The organism is Ruegeria sp. BHSA118, from assembly GCF_059613405.1.
Genome location: NZ_JBXWSM010000048.1, coordinates 12,966 through 32,421, shown reverse-complemented (window position 1 = coordinate 32,421; position 19,456 = coordinate 12,966). Strand labels below are relative to the sequence as shown.

Annotated in this window: 19 protein-coding genes; 14 read left to right on the top strand and 5 right to left on the bottom strand. The window is 58.9% G+C overall.

The genetic code is table 11. The annotated features are described in order from the left end of the window. The 6 genes from AC2FNN_RS14765 to AC2FNN_RS14740 form a co-directional block, all read left to right on the top strand. A partial coding sequence (locus AC2FNN_RS14765; protein ID WP_496759288.1) for a DMT family transporter occupies window positions 1-681 on the top strand: 681 nt, incomplete at its 5' end. 87 nt (window positions 682-768) lie between these two features. Next, on the top strand, window positions 769-1,341 hold the full coding sequence (betI, locus tag AC2FNN_RS14760; protein ID WP_496759287.1) for a choline-binding transcriptional repressor BetI: 573 nt from the start codon (window positions 769-771) through the stop codon (window positions 1,339-1,341). Continuing rightward, window positions 1,338-2,846 (top strand): choline-sulfatase, encoded by a 1,509-nt coding sequence (gene betC / locus AC2FNN_RS14755; protein ID WP_496759286.1) that lies wholly within the window; start codon window positions 1,338-1,340, stop codon window positions 2,844-2,846. The genes betI and betC overlap by 4 nt, the downstream gene beginning before the upstream one ends. Before the next feature lie 70 nt (window positions 2,847-2,916). After that, on the top strand, window positions 2,917-4,575 hold the full coding sequence (gene betA / locus AC2FNN_RS14750) for a choline dehydrogenase (RefSeq protein WP_496759285.1): 1,659 nt from the start codon (window positions 2,917-2,919) through the stop codon (window positions 4,573-4,575). A gap of 55 nt (window positions 4,576-4,630) precedes the next feature. Further along, window positions 4,631-5,278 (top strand): thermonuclease family protein, encoded by a 648-nt coding sequence (locus tag AC2FNN_RS14745; RefSeq protein WP_496759284.1) that lies wholly within the window; start codon window positions 4,631-4,633, stop codon window positions 5,276-5,278. A 100-nt stretch (window positions 5,279-5,378) separates the two neighbouring features. Further along, window positions 5,379-5,618 carry an HP1242/YdcH family protein gene (locus AC2FNN_RS14740; RefSeq protein WP_170343650.1) on the top strand — a complete coding sequence of 80 codons (240 nt, stop codon included), beginning with the start codon at window positions 5,379-5,381 and terminating at the stop codon, window positions 5,616-5,618. 71 nt (window positions 5,619-5,689) lie between these two features. Here AC2FNN_RS14740 and AC2FNN_RS14735 read toward each other — a convergent pair whose 3' ends face one another. Continuing rightward, the gene (locus AC2FNN_RS14735; RefSeq protein ID WP_171227853.1) at window positions 5,690-7,090 is read right to left on the bottom strand and encodes a helix-turn-helix domain-containing protein; all 1,401 of its coding nucleotides are present in this window, start codon (window positions 7,088-7,090) and stop codon (window positions 5,690-5,692) included. A 63-nt stretch (window positions 7,091-7,153) separates the two neighbouring features. After that, window positions 7,154-8,359, bottom strand: coding sequence for a multidrug effflux MFS transporter (locus AC2FNN_RS14730; RefSeq protein ID WP_496759283.1), 1,206 nt, complete (start codon window positions 8,357-8,359; stop codon window positions 7,154-7,156). Window positions 8,360-8,542: 183 nt separating this feature from the next. On the opposite strand from AC2FNN_RS14730, the gene AC2FNN_RS14725 reads away from it, so the two are divergent. From AC2FNN_RS14725 to AC2FNN_RS14715, 3 genes are all read left to right on the top strand, one after another. Then, window positions 8,543-10,075, top strand: a complete 1,533-nt coding sequence (locus AC2FNN_RS14725; protein WP_496759282.1) for an acyl-CoA carboxylase subunit beta — start codon at window positions 8,543-8,545, stop codon at window positions 10,073-10,075. A gap of 109 nt (window positions 10,076-10,184) precedes the next feature. Continuing rightward, window positions 10,185-10,670, top strand: a complete 486-nt coding sequence (locus AC2FNN_RS14720) for a DUF6497 family protein (RefSeq protein ID WP_496759281.1) — start codon at window positions 10,185-10,187, stop codon at window positions 10,668-10,670. Window positions 10,671-10,803: 133 nt separating this feature from the next. Next, the gene (locus AC2FNN_RS14715) at window positions 10,804-11,157 is read left to right on the top strand and encodes a hypothetical protein (RefSeq protein WP_496759280.1); all 354 of its coding nucleotides are present in this window, start codon (window positions 10,804-10,806) and stop codon (window positions 11,155-11,157) included. Between the two features lie 86 nt (window positions 11,158-11,243). On the opposite strand, the gene AC2FNN_RS14710 is transcribed toward AC2FNN_RS14715, so the two are convergent. Both AC2FNN_RS14710 and AC2FNN_RS14705 read right to left on the bottom strand, forming a co-directional pair. Then, window positions 11,244-12,395 (bottom strand): DcaP family trimeric outer membrane transporter, encoded by a 1,152-nt coding sequence (locus AC2FNN_RS14710; protein ID WP_496759279.1) that lies wholly within the window; start codon window positions 12,393-12,395, stop codon window positions 11,244-11,246. A gap of 96 nt (window positions 12,396-12,491) precedes the next feature. Beyond that, window positions 12,492-12,842, bottom strand: coding sequence for a hypothetical protein (locus AC2FNN_RS14705; protein WP_496759278.1), 351 nt, complete (start codon window positions 12,840-12,842; stop codon window positions 12,492-12,494). Window positions 12,843-13,045: 203 nt separating this feature from the next. Here AC2FNN_RS14705 and AC2FNN_RS14700 point away from each other — a divergent pair, with 203 nt between their 5' ends. Further along, entirely contained in the window at window positions 13,046-13,249 is a 204-nt protein-coding gene (locus AC2FNN_RS14700) for a hypothetical protein (protein ID WP_496759277.1), read from the top strand. Between the two features lie 116 nt (window positions 13,250-13,365). Beyond that, entirely contained in the window at window positions 13,366-15,414 is a 2,049-nt protein-coding gene (locus tag AC2FNN_RS14695) for an acetyl-CoA carboxylase biotin carboxylase subunit (RefSeq protein WP_496759276.1), read from the top strand. A 76-nt stretch (window positions 15,415-15,490) separates the two neighbouring features. Here AC2FNN_RS14695 and AC2FNN_RS14690 read toward each other — a convergent pair whose 3' ends face one another. Further along, on the bottom strand, window positions 15,491-15,937 hold the full coding sequence (locus AC2FNN_RS14690) for a DUF4174 domain-containing protein (protein ID WP_496759275.1): 447 nt from the start codon (window positions 15,935-15,937) through the stop codon (window positions 15,491-15,493). 168 nt (window positions 15,938-16,105) lie between these two features. Between AC2FNN_RS14690 and scpA the strand changes: the two genes are divergently transcribed. The 3 genes from scpA (at window position 16,106) to AC2FNN_RS14675 (ending at window position 19,424) form a co-directional block, all read left to right on the top strand. Further along, the gene (gene scpA, locus AC2FNN_RS14685) at window positions 16,106-18,232 is read left to right on the top strand and encodes a methylmalonyl-CoA mutase (protein ID WP_496759274.1); all 2,127 of its coding nucleotides are present in this window, start codon (window positions 16,106-16,108) and stop codon (window positions 18,230-18,232) included. A 104-nt stretch (window positions 18,233-18,336) separates the two neighbouring features. Next, window positions 18,337-18,939 (top strand): VOC family protein, encoded by a 603-nt coding sequence (locus tag AC2FNN_RS14680; RefSeq protein ID WP_496759273.1) that lies wholly within the window; start codon window positions 18,337-18,339, stop codon window positions 18,937-18,939. Continuing rightward, the gene (locus AC2FNN_RS14675; protein WP_496759272.1) at window positions 18,936-19,424 is read left to right on the top strand and encodes a GNAT family N-acetyltransferase; all 489 of its coding nucleotides are present in this window, start codon (window positions 18,936-18,938) and stop codon (window positions 19,422-19,424) included. The genes AC2FNN_RS14680 and AC2FNN_RS14675 overlap by 4 nt, the downstream gene beginning before the upstream one ends. Window positions 19,425-19,456 lie beyond the last annotated feature (32 nt).

Here is a 19,456-nt window from a genome sequence, read left to right as displayed (position 1 = left end):
CTGCGAGGTGTCGTGCATGCGGTTGCGGTCATGCTCTGGTTCTTTGCGATGACACAGATACCACTGGCCGAAGTTACAGCCATGAATTACATGACTCCGGTTTACGTCACACTGGGGGCGGCCCTGTTTTTGGGCGAAAAGCTGGCCTTTCGCCGGATTGCCGCGATTCTGGTCGCTCTGATTGGCGTCCTGATCATCCTGCGGCCCGGGTTTCGCGAAGTGTCATCAGGCCATCTGGCCATGCTGGGAACGGCCCTGACCCTTGGGGGGTCGTATTTGTTGGCCAAGATTCTGGTGCGTGACGTACCGCCCGCCGTCGTTGTGGCACATCTGTCGATCTGGGTGACCATTGCCTTGATACCCTTTGCAATCGCCGTTTGGACACAGCCAAGCCTGCGGGATATCGGGGTTCTTTTTCTGGTGGCCTGCTTTGCGACCGCCGGGCACTATTTCATGACCCTGGCGCTTCAGGCGGCGCCAGTGGCCGTCACGCAGCCGGTGACGTTTCTTCAGCTGATATGGGCCACGATCCTGGGCGCTGCGGTTTTCCATGAAAGCGTTGACGTTTGGGTTGTCGCGGGTGGCACGCTGATCCTTGCCGCCGTAAGCTTTATCTCTTGGCGCGAATTCGTGTTGAACCGCCGGGACTTGACGCCTCCCAGTATTGCGCCGAAGCTGTAACGACACCGCTCCCTGATTTTTCATTAATTGACGAGTCAATAAAAACCCCCTAGCGTGGTCCCGTGACGCCTGCTCAAGGGGAGAACGATGCCAAAAGTCGGAATGGAGCCAATCCGCCGGGATGCGATTGTTCGCGCGACAATCGCTGAGCTGGGCGTGAAGAAATCCCTTGATGTAACCGTCAGTCAGATTGCCAAACGTGCGGGCATGTCCAGCGCGCTTGCGCACCACTATTTCGGCGGCAAGGATCAGATCTTTCTGGCCGCCATGCGCCGGATCCTGTCGGACTTCGGGGAAGAAGCAAGGGGCGAGCTGAAAGCGGCTGCGCCAAACGAAAGGGCGCAGGCGATCGTCAGGGCGTGTTTTGCGCCTTCTTGTTTCACACCCGATGTGATCGCGGCCTGGATGACCTTCTACGTGCTGGCTCAGACCAATGATGATGCCCTGCGCCTGTGGCAGATCTATCAGGCCCGCATCAAATCTAATCTGACCCACGCCCTGCGGCACAGGTTGGCCGACCCGCAAGAGGCGGCCGAGAACATGGTTGCCCTGATTGACGGTCTGTACATCCGCGCCGCACTCAGCGCACCCGAAGAACCGCAACTGGCCGTGAACCATGCGATGCGTGTGCTCAATACTCTGCTCGAGGCTAAAAAATGACAAAACCGAACATTCTGATCCTGATGGTGGATCAGCTGAACGGGACTCTCTTTCCAGACGGTCCTGCTGACTGGCTTCACGCTCCGAACCTGAAGAAACTGGCAGAACGGTCAACCCGGTTTGCCAATGCCTACACGGCGTCGCCCTTGTGTGCGCCCGGGCGGGCCAGCTTCATGTCCGGTCAATTGCCGTCGCGCACCGGGGTCTATGACAACGCGGCCGAGTTCCGCAGCGACATCCCCACATACGCACATCACCTGCGTCGCGCGGGCTATTACACCTGCCTGTCGGGCAAGATGCATTTTGTGGGTCCCGACCAGATGCACGGGTTCGAAGACCGCCTGACCACCGACATCTATCCGGCCGATTTCGGCTGGACCCCGGATTACCGCAAACCGGGAGAGCGCATCGACTGGTGGTATCACAACATGGGGTCTGTGACGGGCGCAGGCGTTGCAGAAATCTCGAACCAGATGGAGTACGATGACGAGGTGGCTTACAACGCCAAGGCCAAGCTTTATGATCTGGCACGCGGCAAGGATGATCGCCCTTGGTGTGTAACCGTCAGCTTCACCCATCCGCATGATCCATACGTGGCCCGCCGCAAATACTGGGATCTGTACGAGGATTGCGCGCATCTGCTGCCCGAGGTCGCTGATATCGGCTACGACAATCAGGACCCTCATGCCAAGCGCATCTTCGATGCCAACGACTGGCGCAGTTTCGACATCACCCAAGAAGATATCCGCAAGTCGCGCCGCGCCTATTTCGCCAATATTTCCTATCTGGACGACAAGATCGGCGAAATCCTCGAAGTGCTGGAAACCACCCGGCAAGAGGCGATCATCCTGTTCGTTTCGGATCACGGCGACATGCTGGGCGAACGCGGGCTGTGGTTCAAGATGAACTTCTACGAAGGCTCGGCGCGTGTGCCGCTTATGATCGCCTCGCCTGATCTGCCCGCCGGCCGGATTGATGCTCCGGTGTCAACAATAGACGTAACGCCGACCCTGGGGGCGCTGGCCGGCGTAGACATGGCCGAGATCGCCTCCTGGACCGATGGCGAAAACCTCGTGCCGTTGGCGCTGGGCGAAGAGCGAACCACACCGGTGGCCATGGAATACGCGGCCGAAGCATCCTACGCACCGCTGGTCTCGTTGCGATATGGCAAGTGGAAATACAACCGCTGTGCGCTGGACCCTGATCAGTTGTTTGATCTTGAGGCCGACCCGCAGGAACTGAACAATCTTGCAGACAGCCCCGAACACGCAGGTACGCTGCAAACACTGCGTGCCAAATCCGAAGCCCGTTGGGATCTGGATCGTTTCGACGCCGATGTCCGCGCCAGCCAGGCGCGGCGTTGGGTTGTGTACGAAGCGCTGCGGCAGGGCGGATACTACCCGTGGGACTATCAGCCGCTGCAAAAAGCGTCGGAACGCTACATGCGCAATCACATGGATCTGAACATCGTCGAGGAAAACGCCCGGTTCCCACGCGGCGAATAACCTCTTCATCTTTTCGAAAATACTCCCGCCGGAGGCATCCATCCTTCTCGGCGGGGCAGGAGTTGTGGAAATGGAAGCAGATTTTGTCATCGTCGGCGCAGGGTCCGCAGGCTGCGCAATGGCATATCGTCTGAGCGCGGCCGGGGCCTCGGTTCTGGTGATCGAACACGGCGGCACCGACATGGGGCCGTTCATTCAGATGCCGGCGGCGCTGAGCTATCCGATGAACATGTCGCGCTATGACTGGGGTTATCAGTCCGAGCCTGAACCGCATCTGAACAACCGCCGTCTGGCCTGCCCGCGCGGCAAGGTGATCGGCGGGTCGTCCTCGATCAACGGCATGGTCTATGTTCGCGGCCACGCGCGCGATTTCGATACCTGGGCCGAGATGGGGGCTGACGGTTGGTCTTACGCGGATGTATTGCCTTATTACAAACGGATGGAGACCTGGCACGACGGCGGCCATGGGGGCGATCCGGCATGGCGCGGCACTGACGGTCCGCTGCACGTGTCGCGCGGCCCGCGTGAGAACCCGTTGTTTCAGGCCTTTGTGGACGCCGGTCAGCAGGCCGGTTACGAAGTCACGGGCGACTATAACGGCGAAAAGCAGGAAGGCTTTGGCCCGATGGAGCAGACCGTCTGGAAAGGGCGGCGCTGGTCTGCGGCGAATGCCTATCTGAAACCCGCGCTCAAGCGCGACAATTGCGATATCGTGCGCGGTCTTGCGTCTCGGGTTGTCATGGAAAACGGTCGCGCCACAGGGGTCGAACTGATCCGTGGCGGCAGGAAAGAGGTCATCAAGGCCCGGCGCGAAGTCGTTCTAGCGGCATCGTCGATCAATTCGCCCAAGCTGCTGATGTTGTCCGGTATCGGCCCAGCGGCGCATCTGGCCGAGCATGGGATTGACGTCGTGGCGGATCGCCCGGGGGTTGGTGCCAACCTACAGGACCATCTGGAGCTGTATATACAACAGGCGTCGCTGCAACCGATCACGCTCTACAAGCACTGGAACCTGTTCAGCAAGGGCCTGATCGGGGCGCAATGGCTGTTTACCAAAACGGGACTGGGCGCGTCGAACCAGTTCGAAAGCGCGGCGTTCATCCGGTCGAAACCGGGCGTGGAATATCCTGATATTCAATACCACTTCCTGCCGATTGCGGTTCGCTATGATGGGCAGGCCGCTGCCGAGGGGCACGGGTTCCAGGCGCATGTCGGCCCGATGCGGTCGCCGTCACGCGGGGCGGTCACATTGCGCTCTGCCCAGGCCGCAGACGCGCCGGTGATCAAGTTCAACTATATGAGCCATGAAAAGGATTGGGAGGATTTCCGCACCTGTATCCGACTGACCCGCGAAATCTTTGGGCAAGCCGCCTTCAAACCCTATGCGGGCAAGGAAATTCAGCCCGGTTCCGCGGTCCAAACGGATGAAGAACTGAACGCCTTTATCGCGGAACATGCGGAAAGCGCCTATCACCCCTGCGGTACGTGCCGGATGGGGCGTGCGGATGACAAGAACGCGGTGGTCGATCCCGAAGGCCGTGTCATCGGCGTGGACGGGTTGCGCGTTGCGGACAGTTCCATTTTTCCGCAGATCACCAACGGCAACCTGAATGCGCCGTCGATCATGGTGGGTGAAAAAGTGTCGGACTCGCTTTTGGGCAAGGATCCGTTGCCGAAGGCCAATGATCGTCCGTGGATCCACCCCAGCTGGGCGACCGCTCAGCGTTAACCCTTCCAAACGGCCCCCGGTTGAACGTGTGTGAAATACCGCGCATATCGGGGGCATGTTAAGGATTTGTTTAACCTTTGTTCTTCTGCTGCCAGGTCTGACCCATGCCGCAGAGCAACTTGCAGGTCGGGTTGACGTCGTTGATGCGGATACCTGGAACGTCGGTGGTGTCCGGGTGCGGCTGCACGGTATCGATGCGCCCGAACTGGATCAGACCTGTCAGGATTCCGACGGATCAAGCTGGCCGTGCGGGGCTTGGGTCACTCATGCGGTTCGGGAACAGTTTCAGGGACGGATGACGGCATGTGTCCCGGTGGATCGGGATCGCTACGGTCGCATCGTTGCCCGGTGCAGCATGGAACGCGAAGACGTCGCCGCCCGGATTGTAGAGCAGGGCTTGGCCTTTGCGTACCGCAAATATTCGGACGCGTATGCAGGTGCCGAACAGGTCGCGAGGAATGGAAAAAGGGGATTGCACAAGACACAGATTCAGGTGCCTTGGGTCCACAGGGCGCGCAAGAAACCAAAATCCTCTGAAACATGCCTGATCAAAGGAAATGTTTCGTCAAAGGGCGAAAAGATCTTTCACGAACCGGGCCAGAGGTACTATGCCAAAACCCGGATCAGTGCAGCCAAGGGCGAGCGATGGTTCTGCTCTGCTGCCGAAGCACGTGCTGCGGGTTGGCGTGCTGCGCGACGCTGAATTCTGAATTTTTCCTGTATGAAATTGATCCGCGTCAAAGTGGGCGGCGCGTCACGCTTCTACCACTGATATGCAACGACATATGAAGGAGCGAACAGACATGTCCCACACCCCGCATGAACTGGCCGAAGAGTTTCCGGACAAGGTTGAACTGATGAGCCAGCTCAAGCAAACGGACGCGCATTTCGCCCGTCTGGCTGATGAGTATCACGAGGTCAATCGCGTTGTGCACCGGGCCGAAACCAACGTCGAACCCATGGAAGAGCTGGCCGAAGTTGATTTGCGCAAGAAACGGGCAGCGCTGAAAGACGAAATCTGGGCGATTTTGTCCAAGGCCTGAACACCAGTGCCGGGGCACTCGTTGCCCCGGCCCGGGATGGGGTTCCCCGGTAGATTTTTAGCCATGCGAAATCAGGTGACTTCGTATGGCAGGGTGCCGCGCGTATGGGTGTCGATGCTGAGACGGCGCTCCAGCGGCGGGACCGAACGCTGGTGGCAGTTTTGGCGCTCGCAGATGCGGCAGGAAATGCCGATGGGCTCGTAAGCGCTGGCGTTGTTAATGTCGAGGTTGTCGGCATACACGAGCGCCGGGGCATGGCGCACCTCGCACCCCAGCGCAATTGCGTACCGCCTGACCGGTGCGCCGAATGAACCGCCTGATTTCGACACATCCCGAGCCAGCGAGATGTAACGCACGCCATCCGGCGTTTCTGCCAGTTGCCGAAGGAAATGGCCCGGCGTTTCAAAGGCCCGATGCACGTTCCAAAGGGGGCAGGCGCCACCGAACCGTGCAAATTGCAGACGCGTGGCCGAGTGCCGTTTCGTGATCGTCCCGGCCTGATCCACGCGAACAAAAAAGAACGGGATACCTTTTGCGCCGGGGCGTTGCAGCGTCGACAGTCTATGCGCAACCTGCTCGATCGATGCGCCGAAACGGTTACTGAGCAGCTCCAGGTCGTGGCGCTCTTCCTGAGCGGCGGTCAGAAATGCGGAATAGGGCATCAAGGAAGCGCCGGCGAAATAATTGGCAAGGCCGATCTTGGCGATGGACCGCGCCTCGTCGCTTTGGAACTTGGCAAAATCCAGTGTCGCTTCCAGCAGTTTGTCCTGGCTGATCAATGCGACCTGCAACAGCAGCTGAAACACTTGCGTTTGCGGAGTCGAGCGGGAGGAAAGGCGCAGGATTTTGCTTTCGGCGTCATAGGTGCGCAAAGGGGCGATGTCAGAGAACATCACTTGAATGCCACGCTCTGTCAGGCTGTTCAAAGCAGCCTGCCGGATGCTGCCCGGGCTTTCCGCGCGATTGGCGAACAGCTCTGCCGCCCGGTCCACGGCGTCGATATAGTTGTCGCAATAGTGGAAGAAGTCCCGCACCTCTTCCCAGGGGCTGGCCTGCATTCGGGCGTCTTCTCGCCCCAAAGCTTCGTCCAGTGAGGCGAGGCGTTCATGCGTTTGGCGGTAGGTTTTGTGCAGCTCGATAAATGCGCGGGCCAAGGCCGGGGCGTTTGATGCCGTCAGGCGTAAATCGGCAAGTGGCGGCAGAATATCCGCAAAAACCGGGTCGGCCAGAGCTTCGCGCATATCCGACACCAGTCGCTCGCTGTCGCCGGTGCTGAGCTCGGTGACATCCATCCCGAATTCTTGCGCCAGAGCCAACACAACCGTGGTCGAGATCGGCCGGTTGTTGTTCTCCATCTGGTTTAGATATGGGAGTGAAACACCCAGTTTCGCAGCGAATTCGCGTTGTGTCAGGGCCAGTCGCGTGCGCATTTCACGCAGTTTCGCGCCGGCATAGAGCTTTTGGGTGGCCATGAGGTGCCTTTGCAAGTTTTCTGTTTTGGAAGATTAACTTTGCAAAGTTTTCGGGGCAAGTCGTTACAGCCCCAATTGCCGTTCTCGTCGAATGACGGATCCAATTGCGAAAATCGCCAGAACTGCGGAGGTGAGCATCAGCCAGAGCAAGGGCATGGCACCGGTTTCCCGGGTCAGCAGGGTGCCTGCCAACGCGCTCAGGCCCGCGCCGCCGCCCAGCATGATTGCGCCGCTCAGCCCCGAGGCGGTTGCGGCCAGATGCGGACGAACAGACAATGCGCCGGAAGTGGCATTGGGAATGGCCATGCCGTTTCCGACGCCCACAAAGGTCATCAAGCTGAAAAAGCTGAGTGCGGTGCCCAGACCTGTGAGGAACAAGGATGCCGAAAGCGCAACGCCCAAAGCGTTCAGCAGGCTGCCCCATAGCACCATCCGGTTGATGCCAATCTGCATTGAGAAACGACCGCTCAGAAAGTTGCCAACAAAATAACCGACTGCCGGTGCGCCGAAATAAATGCCGACCTGTGTCGCGCTTAGCCCGAACAGTTCGGTTCCTATAAAGGGCGCGCCACCGAGATAGGCAAAGAAGGTGCCCGAAGACAGCGCGCAGGATAGTGAATAGCCCCAGAACCGTGGCGAGGTCAGCAGTTCGGGGTATTCCTTGAATTGCTGAACAAGGGTCTTGCCGCTTTTGGCTGACGTTTCGCCAAAATCCGCGAAGGTCAAGGCAAGCGTCAAGGCGCCCAGGGCGAAAGGCAGCCAGAAGTTCGCTTTCCATCCAAAGCTTTCCTCGAGCAGCCCGCCGATCGCCGGGCCGATCATCGGGACCACGGCCATACCCATTGTCACGTATCCGATCATCGATGCCGCCTGATCCTGATCGTACATATCCCTGACCGCGGCCCGGCTGAGAACCATGCCAACAACCACGACCGCCTGACACATTCTGAACGCCAGAAAGATTTCAACTTTGGGCGCATAGATGCATCCAAGCGTGGCGAGCAGGAACAAGCCGATCCCCCACAGCAGAACAGGCCTGCGACCTGCCTTGTCTGCGAGCGGTCCGATCAGGATTTGCAGAACGGCATTGACCAGAAGATACAGCGCGATCGACAGCTGCATGACCTTGTAATCGGCGCCGAAATACGCGGCCATGTTCGGCAGGCTCGGCAGAAACAGGTTCATGCTCAGCGCAGTCAAGCCCGCGAGCAATACAAGTGTCGCCAATGTGGGTGGTGTGCGGTGAACCGCGCGAGAGCTGAACTGCATGGTTCACATGTATAGTCATGGAATTTTGGATTGCCAGCAATCCATCGATCTCAACAAGAGACTTAGCAAGTTTACAGTTATCCAGATTGTTGTTGCTGAATATTTGCAAATTTGCCGAAAAGAGCTTTGGATGAGAGGCGCAAAAGGGTAGGGTCCCGGCAAATTTTACAGGGGATAATCGTCATGAAAGACATCCTTTCCGAGTTGGAAAACCGCCGCAACGACGCACGACTGGGCGGCGGGCAGAGGCGGATTGATGCCCAGCATGCGCGCGGAAAGCTGACAGCGCGAGAGCGGATCGAGTTGCTGCTGGATGAGGGCAGCTTTGAAGAATTCGACATGTTCGTCAGTCATCGATGCACCGAATTCGGAATGGAAAATCAAAAACCTGCCGGTGATGGTGTTGTCACCGGCTGGGGCACCATCAACGGACGCATGGTCTATGTGTTCAGCCAGGACTTTACGGTCTTTGGTGGGTCGCTGTCCGAGACGCATGCCCAGAAAATCTGCAAGATCATGGATATGGCGGTGCAAAACGGAGCACCAATTGTCGGAATCAACGATTCGGGCGGTGCGCGAATCCAGGAAGGCGTGGCTTCGCTGGCCGGGTATGCCGAAGTGTTTCAGCGCAACATCACGGCCTCGGGTGTGGTTCCGCAGATCAGCGTAATCATGGGCCCATGCGCCGGCGGTGCGGTTTACAGTCCCGCGATGACTGACTTTATCTTTATGGTCAAAGACTCGTCTTACATGTTCGTGACAGGCCCCGACGTGGTCAAAACGGTTACCAACGAGGTTGTAACGGCAGAAGAACTGGGTGGCGCCTCGACCCACACCAAGAAATCCTCGGTCGCCGATGCCGCGTTCGAAAACGATGTGGAAGCATTGGCAGAAGTGCGCCGCCTGGTGGATTTCCTGCCGCTCAACAACCGCGAAAAACCTCCGGTGCGCCCGTTCTTTGATGACCCTCACCGGATCGAGGATTCGCTGGACACTCTGGTTCCGGACAATCCGAACACGCCCTACGACATGAAGGAACTCATCACCAAAATAGCCGATGAGGGTGACTTCTACGAAATTCAGGAAGATTTCGCCAAGAACATCATCACCGGCTTTATCCGGCTGGAAGGTCAGACCGTAGGTGTGGTGGCAAACCAGCCGATGGTTTTGGCGGGATGTCTGGACATCGACAGTTCGCGCAAGGCGGCGCGGTTCGTGCGGTTCTGCGACTGTTTCGAAATTCCGATCCTGACGCTTGTCGATGTTCCGGGCTTTCTGCCGGGCACTCAGCAGGAATACAGCGGTGTGATCAAGCACGGAGCAAAGCTGCTTTATGCATATGGTGAGGCGACCGTGCCCAAGGTCACGGTGATCACGCGCAAGGCGTATGGCGGTGCCTATGTGGTTATGGCGTCCAAACATCTGCGCGGCGATTTCAACTATGCCTGGCCGACAGCCGAAATTGCGGTGATGGGTGCCAAGGGTGCAACCGAGATCATTCACCGGGCAGATTTGCATGATGCGGAAAAGACCGCACAGCACGTCGCCGATTACGAAGATCGGTTTGCAAACCCCTTTGTCGCCGCCGAACGCGGGTTCGTCGACGAGGTGATCATGCCGCATTCGACCCGCCGGCGCGTGTCCAGGGCCTTTGCCAGTTTGCGCGGCAAACAGCTTAAGAACCCATGGAAAAAGCACGACAATATTCCGCTTTGACCCATTCGGGGCGGCGTTGTCCGCCCCGGTTGTTGGCACCGGCAGTCCGATTCTGAGCAAAAAATGCTCAAAATTGCGGCGGAATTGACAAAAAGCGACAAATAGTTGAATGATCCGACCCGTCAGACATAGAACCGCGCAGGCCAAATGCACTGCGCGCGCGATCCCGGAAGGAGGAGCCTGCCTTCGGTGGGTCCGGGATCGTGCCATATGTCTGGTACTGTGCGCGCTCGGCGCTCCTGTTTTTGCCCAGACAGACAGTTCATTGCCGGTGCCGTCCGGTCAGCCGGTACACCTGAGCGATGTCCTGCTGGACAACAACCCCGGTGAGCTTTGGGTGCGCTTTCGATTTGTCGCCCCGAAGATCGGAGCATCAGTGGGGCGGATCGGCTATGACGTGGCGTCCAGGGATATGGAGCATCTGTGCCAAATTCTTGCCGTTCCCTACGTGGCTCTGCACGAATTGCAGCCATCAAGAGTTGTCATTTCCCTGTCTGACCGCCCGGTGGAATTCGGCGACACCGCTCCGGACGCGACACAGTATTTTGAAGCCTACCGGCTGGAGCAGTCCCGGTGTATCTGGGAAGGGCTTTGACCATGAACTCACGCTGTCACGACGTCAAAGCATCTCAGACCAACGGTGCGGCTTTGGAGGTGCGCAACATGATCCCATCCAAGTTCGGGTTCGAACTATTATTGTCTGCAAAACAAAGCTGCGGAGTGTCGCCATGCTGAAACATCGCGGATTCCCGGGGCGTCTTTCAGGCACCGATTTTCAGTTCACTATTCGCCGCGCCAATCCCAAGGGTGTGACGCCGTTGACGCGGCGGGAACGGTTCCGGGATCGCAAACCAGCGGACAAACGCGCCGATGCCGCCTTCATGGAGGCCCTTTGGGCGCATTTCGGCGATCAGCCGTTCGAGAGGGGCAATCTGGATGCCGGACGTCTCAGCTGGTTTTTCGGGCGCGAAGTCATCCCGGCGGAAGATCCTTTTGATCCGGCCAGCTATGACGCGATGCTGGTGATCGATGTGGACGCCGCCCGTGCGTCCTTTCCCGACGTAATCGACGGGACAGGCTGATCGTGATCAAAGCCGCCGCATATCAGCCCTTCAAGACCGGTTTCGGGATGACCCTGCCCGAAACCGGGCAGGATCCGTGTGCGGCATCAGAAGTTCAACTGAGCAGCCAGCTGAACGCGGTTTCCGTCAAAGGTTCTGCCGGTCGGCGCGTCGTTCCGTTCACCATAGATGTACTCGGCGCTGAGTGTCAGATCTTCGGTTGCCTTGTAAAATGCGTTGACGTGGATCGTTTCCAACTCGGTAAACGACAGGGTTCCGGTCGAGGTCGGCAGGTCATAGTCTTCTTTGCCGTATGCAATGCCAACATTCCATTTCGGGCTCAGATCCTGCCGGAATTCGATGGTGTATCCATCCACGTCGTTGGCCTGGCCATTCACGATGGGATCACCAAGGCCGATCAGGTACGGGCCGAGTGCCTCGCCGTTCACATAGTTGACCTGGAACAGGCCGCCCTGCCACGGGCGAACCGAGCCGGATATCGTGAACCCGGTCTGATCAACTTCGACATTGCCGGATTCCGCCTTGCCATAGAGGCCGGACACACGCGCGATATATGTCCCGTCATTGTACTCGGCGGATGCGGTCAAAACCGGGTCGTCCGAATTCGAACCGCCGACATTCTCTTCGATCGAAACGGCGAAGGATGTGTTCGTTCCGAAAGAGTTTGTGTAGCGAACCTGCGGAACCCGTGCGAAGGGAATACCAACGGGGCCATTGAATTCCACCGAGGTCGGGTAGGTGTCCAGCGGCATGAAGTTGGTCCAGGTCTGTCCGATCAGCCAGTTGTCACCGATGGTGATATTGGCGTGGCGTACACGCAGTTCGGCCGTTCCGCCGGAACCGAACAGATCCAGTTCCAGTTGCCCGCCGATATCGCCGATACCGCTTGGGGTGGTGGTGCGCAGACCGATCCGCGATTGGCGGACGGTGGCACCAAATGTACCATCGGTCGCGGCCGACGGTTCCCCGATGACATTCACGAACGCCGTGTCGCCCTGATCGAACTCGAAATCGTAGAAGAAGTCTGCCTTTACATACCCATAAACGTCCAGAACGGTGTTACCGATACGGAAGTCACCGTTGGCGGGGCTGGCACTGGCGGATTCCAGCGCCTCGACCCGGGCGCGCAAGGCGTCAAGTTCGGCTTGGGTTTGGGCATCCTGAGCAAAGGCAAGCGTGCTGGTCACACAAAGCGCAGAGGCAGCAAGCAGGAGTGCCTTTTTTCTAGTCTTCGTCATGTGGGTGTTCCTTTGAGTGCGAGTGTGCACACGGACCGTTTCACGAGGTTCAAACCTTGGGAAATCACGAGAATGGGAAGTGAAGGCGTTGATTTTTCAAGCAAATGTGTGTTTTTTACTGCGCTGAAACACGACGTCTTGAGCCGCTTTGATAACGCATTGGCGCAAGGCGGTTCTGTATGTCCAACGCTGACCGAGAGCCGTGATGCTGCAACCGCGAAACGCGCGGAAAGCAGCTTGATCTGTCACGAAACTGTGACGGTAAAGCGGCTGCAAATGCCCGAGCAGGATCGAACCGGTATCGGCGCGAAGTTGCGCGGCATTTCCCGGTGTGGGCAGATTCCAGCCGAAATCCCGATTGGAAACAATACTGTGTTTGCTGGCAATATTGTGCTGTGCAAACTGGATGAGCCGTGCGGCTCTACTTTGCCTGCGCCGCACATGCACCTACTATTCCGTACCCCTTCCTTGCGCGGGCAGGCTTGTGTTCCCCACATAGTCCTGTCCGCGTTTTTCTTTTTGCCTGTCACGGACAAAAAGAGGCAAAATCCCGCACAAAAATCGCCTGCGCGTCCGTTGATATTGAATAACAGGGCGTGTTTCGCGCATCTGACCCGAAAAGGACCAAGAAACCAAAAAGGGCAGATACTATGCGATTCTCACGCTTCATCCTTGTTGCGACGGCCTGCGCGGGGCTGGCCGCCTGCGGAGACACCACGGGCGAACAGGCAATCCTCGGCGGCGGTGCCGGGGCAGTGGGGGCGGCCGTCCTCAACGCGGACCCGTTGTTTGGCGCAGCCGTCGGCGCGGCGGGCAACGTGCTGTACTGCAAGACTCAGAACACCTGTAACTAACGCATATTTTGCGGGGCGCATGTCGTCCCGCCCGTCATCGCGCATCACGCCGTCGTGGGGATTGTTCCCTGCGGCGGCGTTTTGCGTTTCCAGAACACCAAGCCAAAGGACGTTCCATGTTCAATAAGATCCTGATCGCCAACCGGGGCGAGATCGCCTGCCGGGTTATCAAGACTGCCCGCAAGATGGGTATCGGCACCGTCGCCATTTTCTCGGACGCGGACAAGAACGCGCTGCATGTGTCGATGGCGGACGAAGCCATTCATATCGGCCCCCCACCTGCAAACCAGTCTTACATCGTGATCGACAAGGTGATGGACGCCATCCGCCAGAGCGGCGCGCAGGCGGTCCATCCCGGTTATGGCTTCCTGTCCGAAAATGCAAAATTTGCCGAGGCGCTGGAAGCCGAAGGCGTGGTTTTCGTCGGTCCCCCGAAGGGCGCGATCGAGGCGATGGGCGACAAGATCACCTCGAAGAAAATCGCGCAGGACGCGAATGTGTCGACGGTTCCCGGATACATGGGGCTGATCGAAGACGCGGAAGAGGCGGTCAAAATCTCGAACGAGATCGGCTATCCCGTCATGATCAAGGCCAGCGCCGGGGGCGGCGGCAAGGGCATGCGGATCGCGTGGAATGATGACGAGGCGCGCGAAGGCTTTCAGTCGTCAAAGAACGAAGCCGCAAGCTCGTTCGGGGATGATCGGATATTCATCGAGAAATTTGTGACCCAACCGCGTCACATCGAAATTCAGGTTCTGTGCGACAGCCATGGAAACGGTATCTACCTGGGCGAGCGCGAATGCTCGATCCAGCGCCGGAACCAGAAAGTCGTGGAAGAAGCGCCGTCGCCGTTTCTGGACGAAGCGACGCGCAAAGCCATGGGGGAACAGGCCGTGGCCCTGGCCAAGGCCGTGGGCTATTCCAGCGCGGGAACGGTAGAGTTCATCGTTGACGGCGAAAAGAACTTCTACTTCCTGGAAATGAACACGCGCTTGCAGGTGGAACACCCTGTTACCGAACTGATCACCGGCGTTGATCTGGTCGAACAGATGATCCGCGTGGCAGCGGGTGAAAAGCTGTCGATCACGCAGGACGACGTGACACTGACCGGATGGGCGATCGAAAACCGCCTGTACGCCGAGGATCCGTATCGCGGCTTCCTGCCCTCGATTGGCCGTCTGACCCGGTATCGCCCGCCTCAGGAGACGGCAGCCGGACCGATGCTGGCCAACGGCAAATGGCAGTGGGATGCGCCCGAAGGTGATGTTGCTGTTCGCAATGATACCGGCGTCTATGAGGGCGGTGAGATCAGCATGTATTACGATCCGATGATTGCCAAACTGTGTACCTGGGCCCCGACCCGTGATCAGGCGATCGAGGCGATGCGCGTGGCGCTGGACAGTTTCGAGGTTGATGGCATTGGCCACAACCTGCCGTTCCTGTCCGCCGTGATGGATCATCCCAAATTCATCAGCGGTGATATGACCACGGCCTTCATCGCCGAGGAATACCCCGAGGGGTTCGAGGGCGTGGAACTGGCCGAGGCAGACCTGCGCCGGATTGCAGCGTCCTGCGCGGCCATGCATCGCGTCGCTGAAATTCGCCGGACCCGCGTGTCGGGCCGGATGGACAATCACGAACGCAAGGTCGGCACCGATTGGGTTGTCTCCTTCGGGCGCGAGATCCAGTGGCCCGTCAAGGTTGACGCGGATCAGGATGGGGCCACGATCAGGTTTGACGATGGTCAGGAAATGCGGGTGACGGGTGATTGGACCCCGGGCGATCAGCTTGCCGTCATGACGGTCGATGACGCGCCGCTGGTCATGAAGGTGGGCAAGATCTCGGGCGGGTTCCGCATCCGTAACCGCGGCGCGGATCTCAAGGTGCAGATACGTACCCCGCGCCAGGCGGAACTGGCGCGTCTGATGCCTGAAAAACTGCCACCCGACACCTCGAAAATGCTGCTGTGCCCGATGCCCGGCCTGGTCGTGAAGATCGACGTGGAAGTGGGGCAAGAGGTGCAGGAAGGTCAGGCACTGTGCACCATCGAGGCGATGAAGATGGAAAACATCCTGCGCGCCGAGAAGAAGGGCATCGTTGCCAAGATCAATGCAGGCCCCGGCGACAGCCTCGCCGTGGACGAAGTGATCATCGAGTTCGAGTGATCATGACTGCGCTTTTGCCATACCCGTCAAAGCCTCCGGCATTCTGTGCCGGGGTCTTTCGGGGTGGCGCAAGCAGTCAGCCGCCTTCGCGCCGATCGCGGATTTCGCGCTCACGCAGGGGTGTCTTGTCGATGGACCGGCCGATTTCTCGCACGCTCCAAGGGGCAGGTTTGCGCAGTTTGACCACACCGTCCTTGTCGACGAACACCATCTGGAACCCACGTGGGCGCAACTGTGACCGGATCGGAGACCGCGCCGATGGGTCGGTATCGGTCAGAACCACCACGTCACGCTCACGCATTGCGGCTTCGCCTTCGACCAACATGTCGATCTGTTGCTGGAATCGCGGGTCCGCCGGCGTGTCGGCAAAGACCACGATGGGTCGGTTGACCCAAAGAAACTCGCTGAGTTCGCTGTCACCAACCGGGCGGACAAAACTGTCATCCGTCGTCGCCGTGCCATCCGCCGCCCAGACGGACAGCGGGATTAGTGCCAAGAAAACAAAGGCAAGCGTGCGTGTCATGTGGCCTCCTGTTCCTTGGAATATAGCCTCTGTGACACCGATTGCGACCGACGATTTGTACCAAACACTCAAAATGTCGCGCTTGCGGCTGAATGAAACGGCCAGGCGCAAGACCTCAATGCGGAAGCTTTCGACTGCCGCCATCCGAATTGACAAGAGGAAACCGAAATGACCGACACCAAGGATTGGAAAGCGCTGGCCGAGAAAGAGCTGCGCGGACGTCCGCTGGACGACCTGACCAAAGAGACGCTGGAAGGCATCGCGGTCAAACCGCTCTATACGCAGGAAGACACCGCCGATCTGCCGCATATGGGTTCGCTGCCCGGCTTTGGTCCGTTTACCCGCGGCGTGAAGGCCACGATGTATGCGGGCCGTCCGTGGACGATTCGACAGTATGCGGGCTTTTCGACCGCCGAGGAATCCAATGCCTTCTATCGCCGCAACCTGGCGGCGGGCCAGCAGGGTGTTTCGGTCGCCTTCGATCTGGCCACCCACCGCGGCTATGACAGCGACCACCCGCGTGTCGTTGGTGACGTGGGCAAGGCCGGTGTGGCCATCGACAGTGTCGAGGACATGAAAATCCTGTTCGACGGCATTCCGTTGGACAAGGTCTCGGTCTCGATGACCATGAACGGCGCGGTTGTTCCGATTTTGGCAAGTTTCATCGTTGCAGGCGAAGAGCAGGGGCACGACAAATCCGTTCTGTCCGGCACCATTCAGAATGACATTCTGAAAGAGTTCATGGTGCGCAACACCTATATCTATCCGCCCGAACCTTCGATGCGGATCATCTCGGACATCATCGACTACACCTCGAACGAGATGCCCAAATTCAACTCGATCTCGATCTCGGGCTATCACATGCAAGAGGCCGGCGCGAACCTGGTGCAGGAACTGGCCTATACGCTGGCTGACGGGCGCGAATATGTCCGTGCAGCGACACAGGCCGGGATGGACGTGGACAAGTTTGCAGGCCGGCTGTCGTTCTTCTTTGCCATCGGCATGAACTTTTTCATGGAGATCGCCAAACTGCGTGCCGCGCGCACGCTGTGGCACCGGGTCATGACCGAGTTCGGCGCGAAATCCGAACGGTCAAAAATGCTGCGCACCCATTGCCAGACGTCAGGTGTATCGCTTCAGGAACAGGACCCTTACAACAATGTCATCCGCACCGCCTATGAGGCGATGAGCGCGGTTCTGGGCGGCACCCAGTCGCTGCACACAAACGCTCTGGACGAGGCGATTGCGCTGCCCACCGATTTCTCGGCCCGCATCGCGCGGAACACGCAGCTGGTGCTGCAAGAGGAAACCGGAGTGACCGATGTGGTCGACCCGCTGGCGGGCTCCTACTACATCGAAAGCCTGACCAATGAGCTGATCGAGAAAGCCTGGGCCCTGATGGAAGAGGTCGAGGAAATGGGCGGCATGACCAAGGCCGTAGCCAGCGGCATGCCCAAGCTGCGCATCGAAGAAAGCGCGGCCCGCCGCCAGGCGATGATCGACCGGGGCGAAGAGGTGATCGTCGGTGTCAACAAGTATCGCAAGGAACAGGAAGACCCGATCGACATTCTGGACGTCGACAACGTGGCCGTTCGCGAAGCGCAGGTTGCGCGTTTGGAACGCATCCGTGCGACCCGTGACGAGGCTGCTTGCCAACAGGCACTGGACGCTTTGACCAAGGCTGCCCAAGAGGGCGGAAACCTGCTGGCCGCCGCCGTCGAGGCCGCCCGTGCCCGCGCATCCGTAGGAGAGATCAGCATGGCAATGGAAAAAGAGTTCGGCCGCCACCGCGCCGAAGTGAAAACCCTGGCCGGTGTTTACGGCGCTGCCTATGAGGGCGACGAAGGCTTTGCCGCGATCCAGAAATCCATCGAGGAATTCGCCGAGGCCGAAGGCCGCCGCCCCCGTCTGCTGGTGGTCAAGATGGGGCAGGACGGTCATGACCGTGGGGCAAAGGTCATTGCAACTGCCTTTGCCGATATCGGATTTGACGTGGACGTTGGCCCCTTGTTCCAGACCCCGGCCGAGGCTGCGCAGGACGCGGTGGACAATGACGTGCATGTGGTCGGCATTTCCTCGCAGGCGGCAGGGCACAAGACATTGGCCCCGCAACTGGTGGAAGAGCTGAAAAAGGCCGGGGCCGAGGACATCATCGTGATCTGCGGCGGGGTGATCCCGCAGCAGGATTACCAGTTCCTGTATGACCATGGGGTTAAAGCCATCTTTGGTCCGGGCACTAACATTCCCGAGGCCGCTCAGGACATTCTGCGCCTGATCCGCGAAGCGCGGCCCTGACACAAGGCAAGACTTTCAACGAAAGCTCTTGTGATCCCGCGCCAATGGCGAAAACATGCGACCGGATCCCTTTGGGTCCGATCGTTTTTCACAGGAGGGTGCGCATGTTTCTTGATCATCTGGCCGTCGCGGGCGAAACGCTTGAAGAAGCGTCTGCGCATATCGAACAGGCGCTTGGTGTTGCGCTGCAACCCGGTGGGAAACACGAAAAATTCGGGACACATAACAGGTTGCTGGGGCTCAGGGATGGGCTCTATCTGGAAGCGATTGCCATCGATCCGCAGGCGCAACCTCCGGGCAGGCCGCGATGGTTCGATCTGGACAATTTTCAGGGCGGCCCGCGTTTGACGAACTGGATATGCCGGGTCGAGGATATCGAGGCCACACTGTCGATCTTCCCCGATGGCACCGGAGAGCCCATCGACCTGACCCGCGGCGCGTTGCAATGGCGCATGGCGGTTCCGCCAACGGGGCGTTTGCCGTTCGACAATCTGTTTCCCGCCCTTATCGAATGGCAAGGCGACCTGCACCCGGCAAACATGTTGCAGAACAGCGCGTGCCGGTTGCGGCGTCTGGTTGTCTATCACCCCGATGCCCTGGCACTGGCCCGTCAACTGGGTGAGTTGGATCATGTGGTATTCGATTCCGGCCCCGCAGCTTTGCAGGCAGAGATCGAGACACCTCATGGGCTTCGGGTGCTGGAATGAACATTCGCCCGGCCATGGCGGCGGATGCGCCCGCAATCGCCAGGATCACCAATGCGATCATTCGTGAGTCCTTGATCACGTTCACGACCGATGAGCGCAGCACGACGCAAATCACCGAGGATATCACGGCGCGGGGCACCGGATTTCTGGTTGCCGAACATGATGGGCAAGTTGTTGGTTTTGCCACCTATGCCCCGTTTCGTGCGGGGCCCGGTTACGCGCAAACGCGCGAACACTCGATCCAGTTGTCACCGGATGCGCGCGGAAAAGGCGTTGGGCGTGCTTTGATGCAAGCGCTTGAGGCGGCCGCAGGAACCGACGGGGTGCATGTGCTGGTCGCAGGCATTTCCTCGGCCAATCCGGGCGCCGTGGCGTTTCACGCGGCGCTGGGCTTTTCGCAGGTTGGTCGCATGCCCGAAGTAGGGTTCAAATGGGGTCAATGGCTGGATCTTGTGCTGATGCAGAAAATTCTTTTACCTGAATGATCTGTCGCACCTGACAGTCCCGAAATGTGACG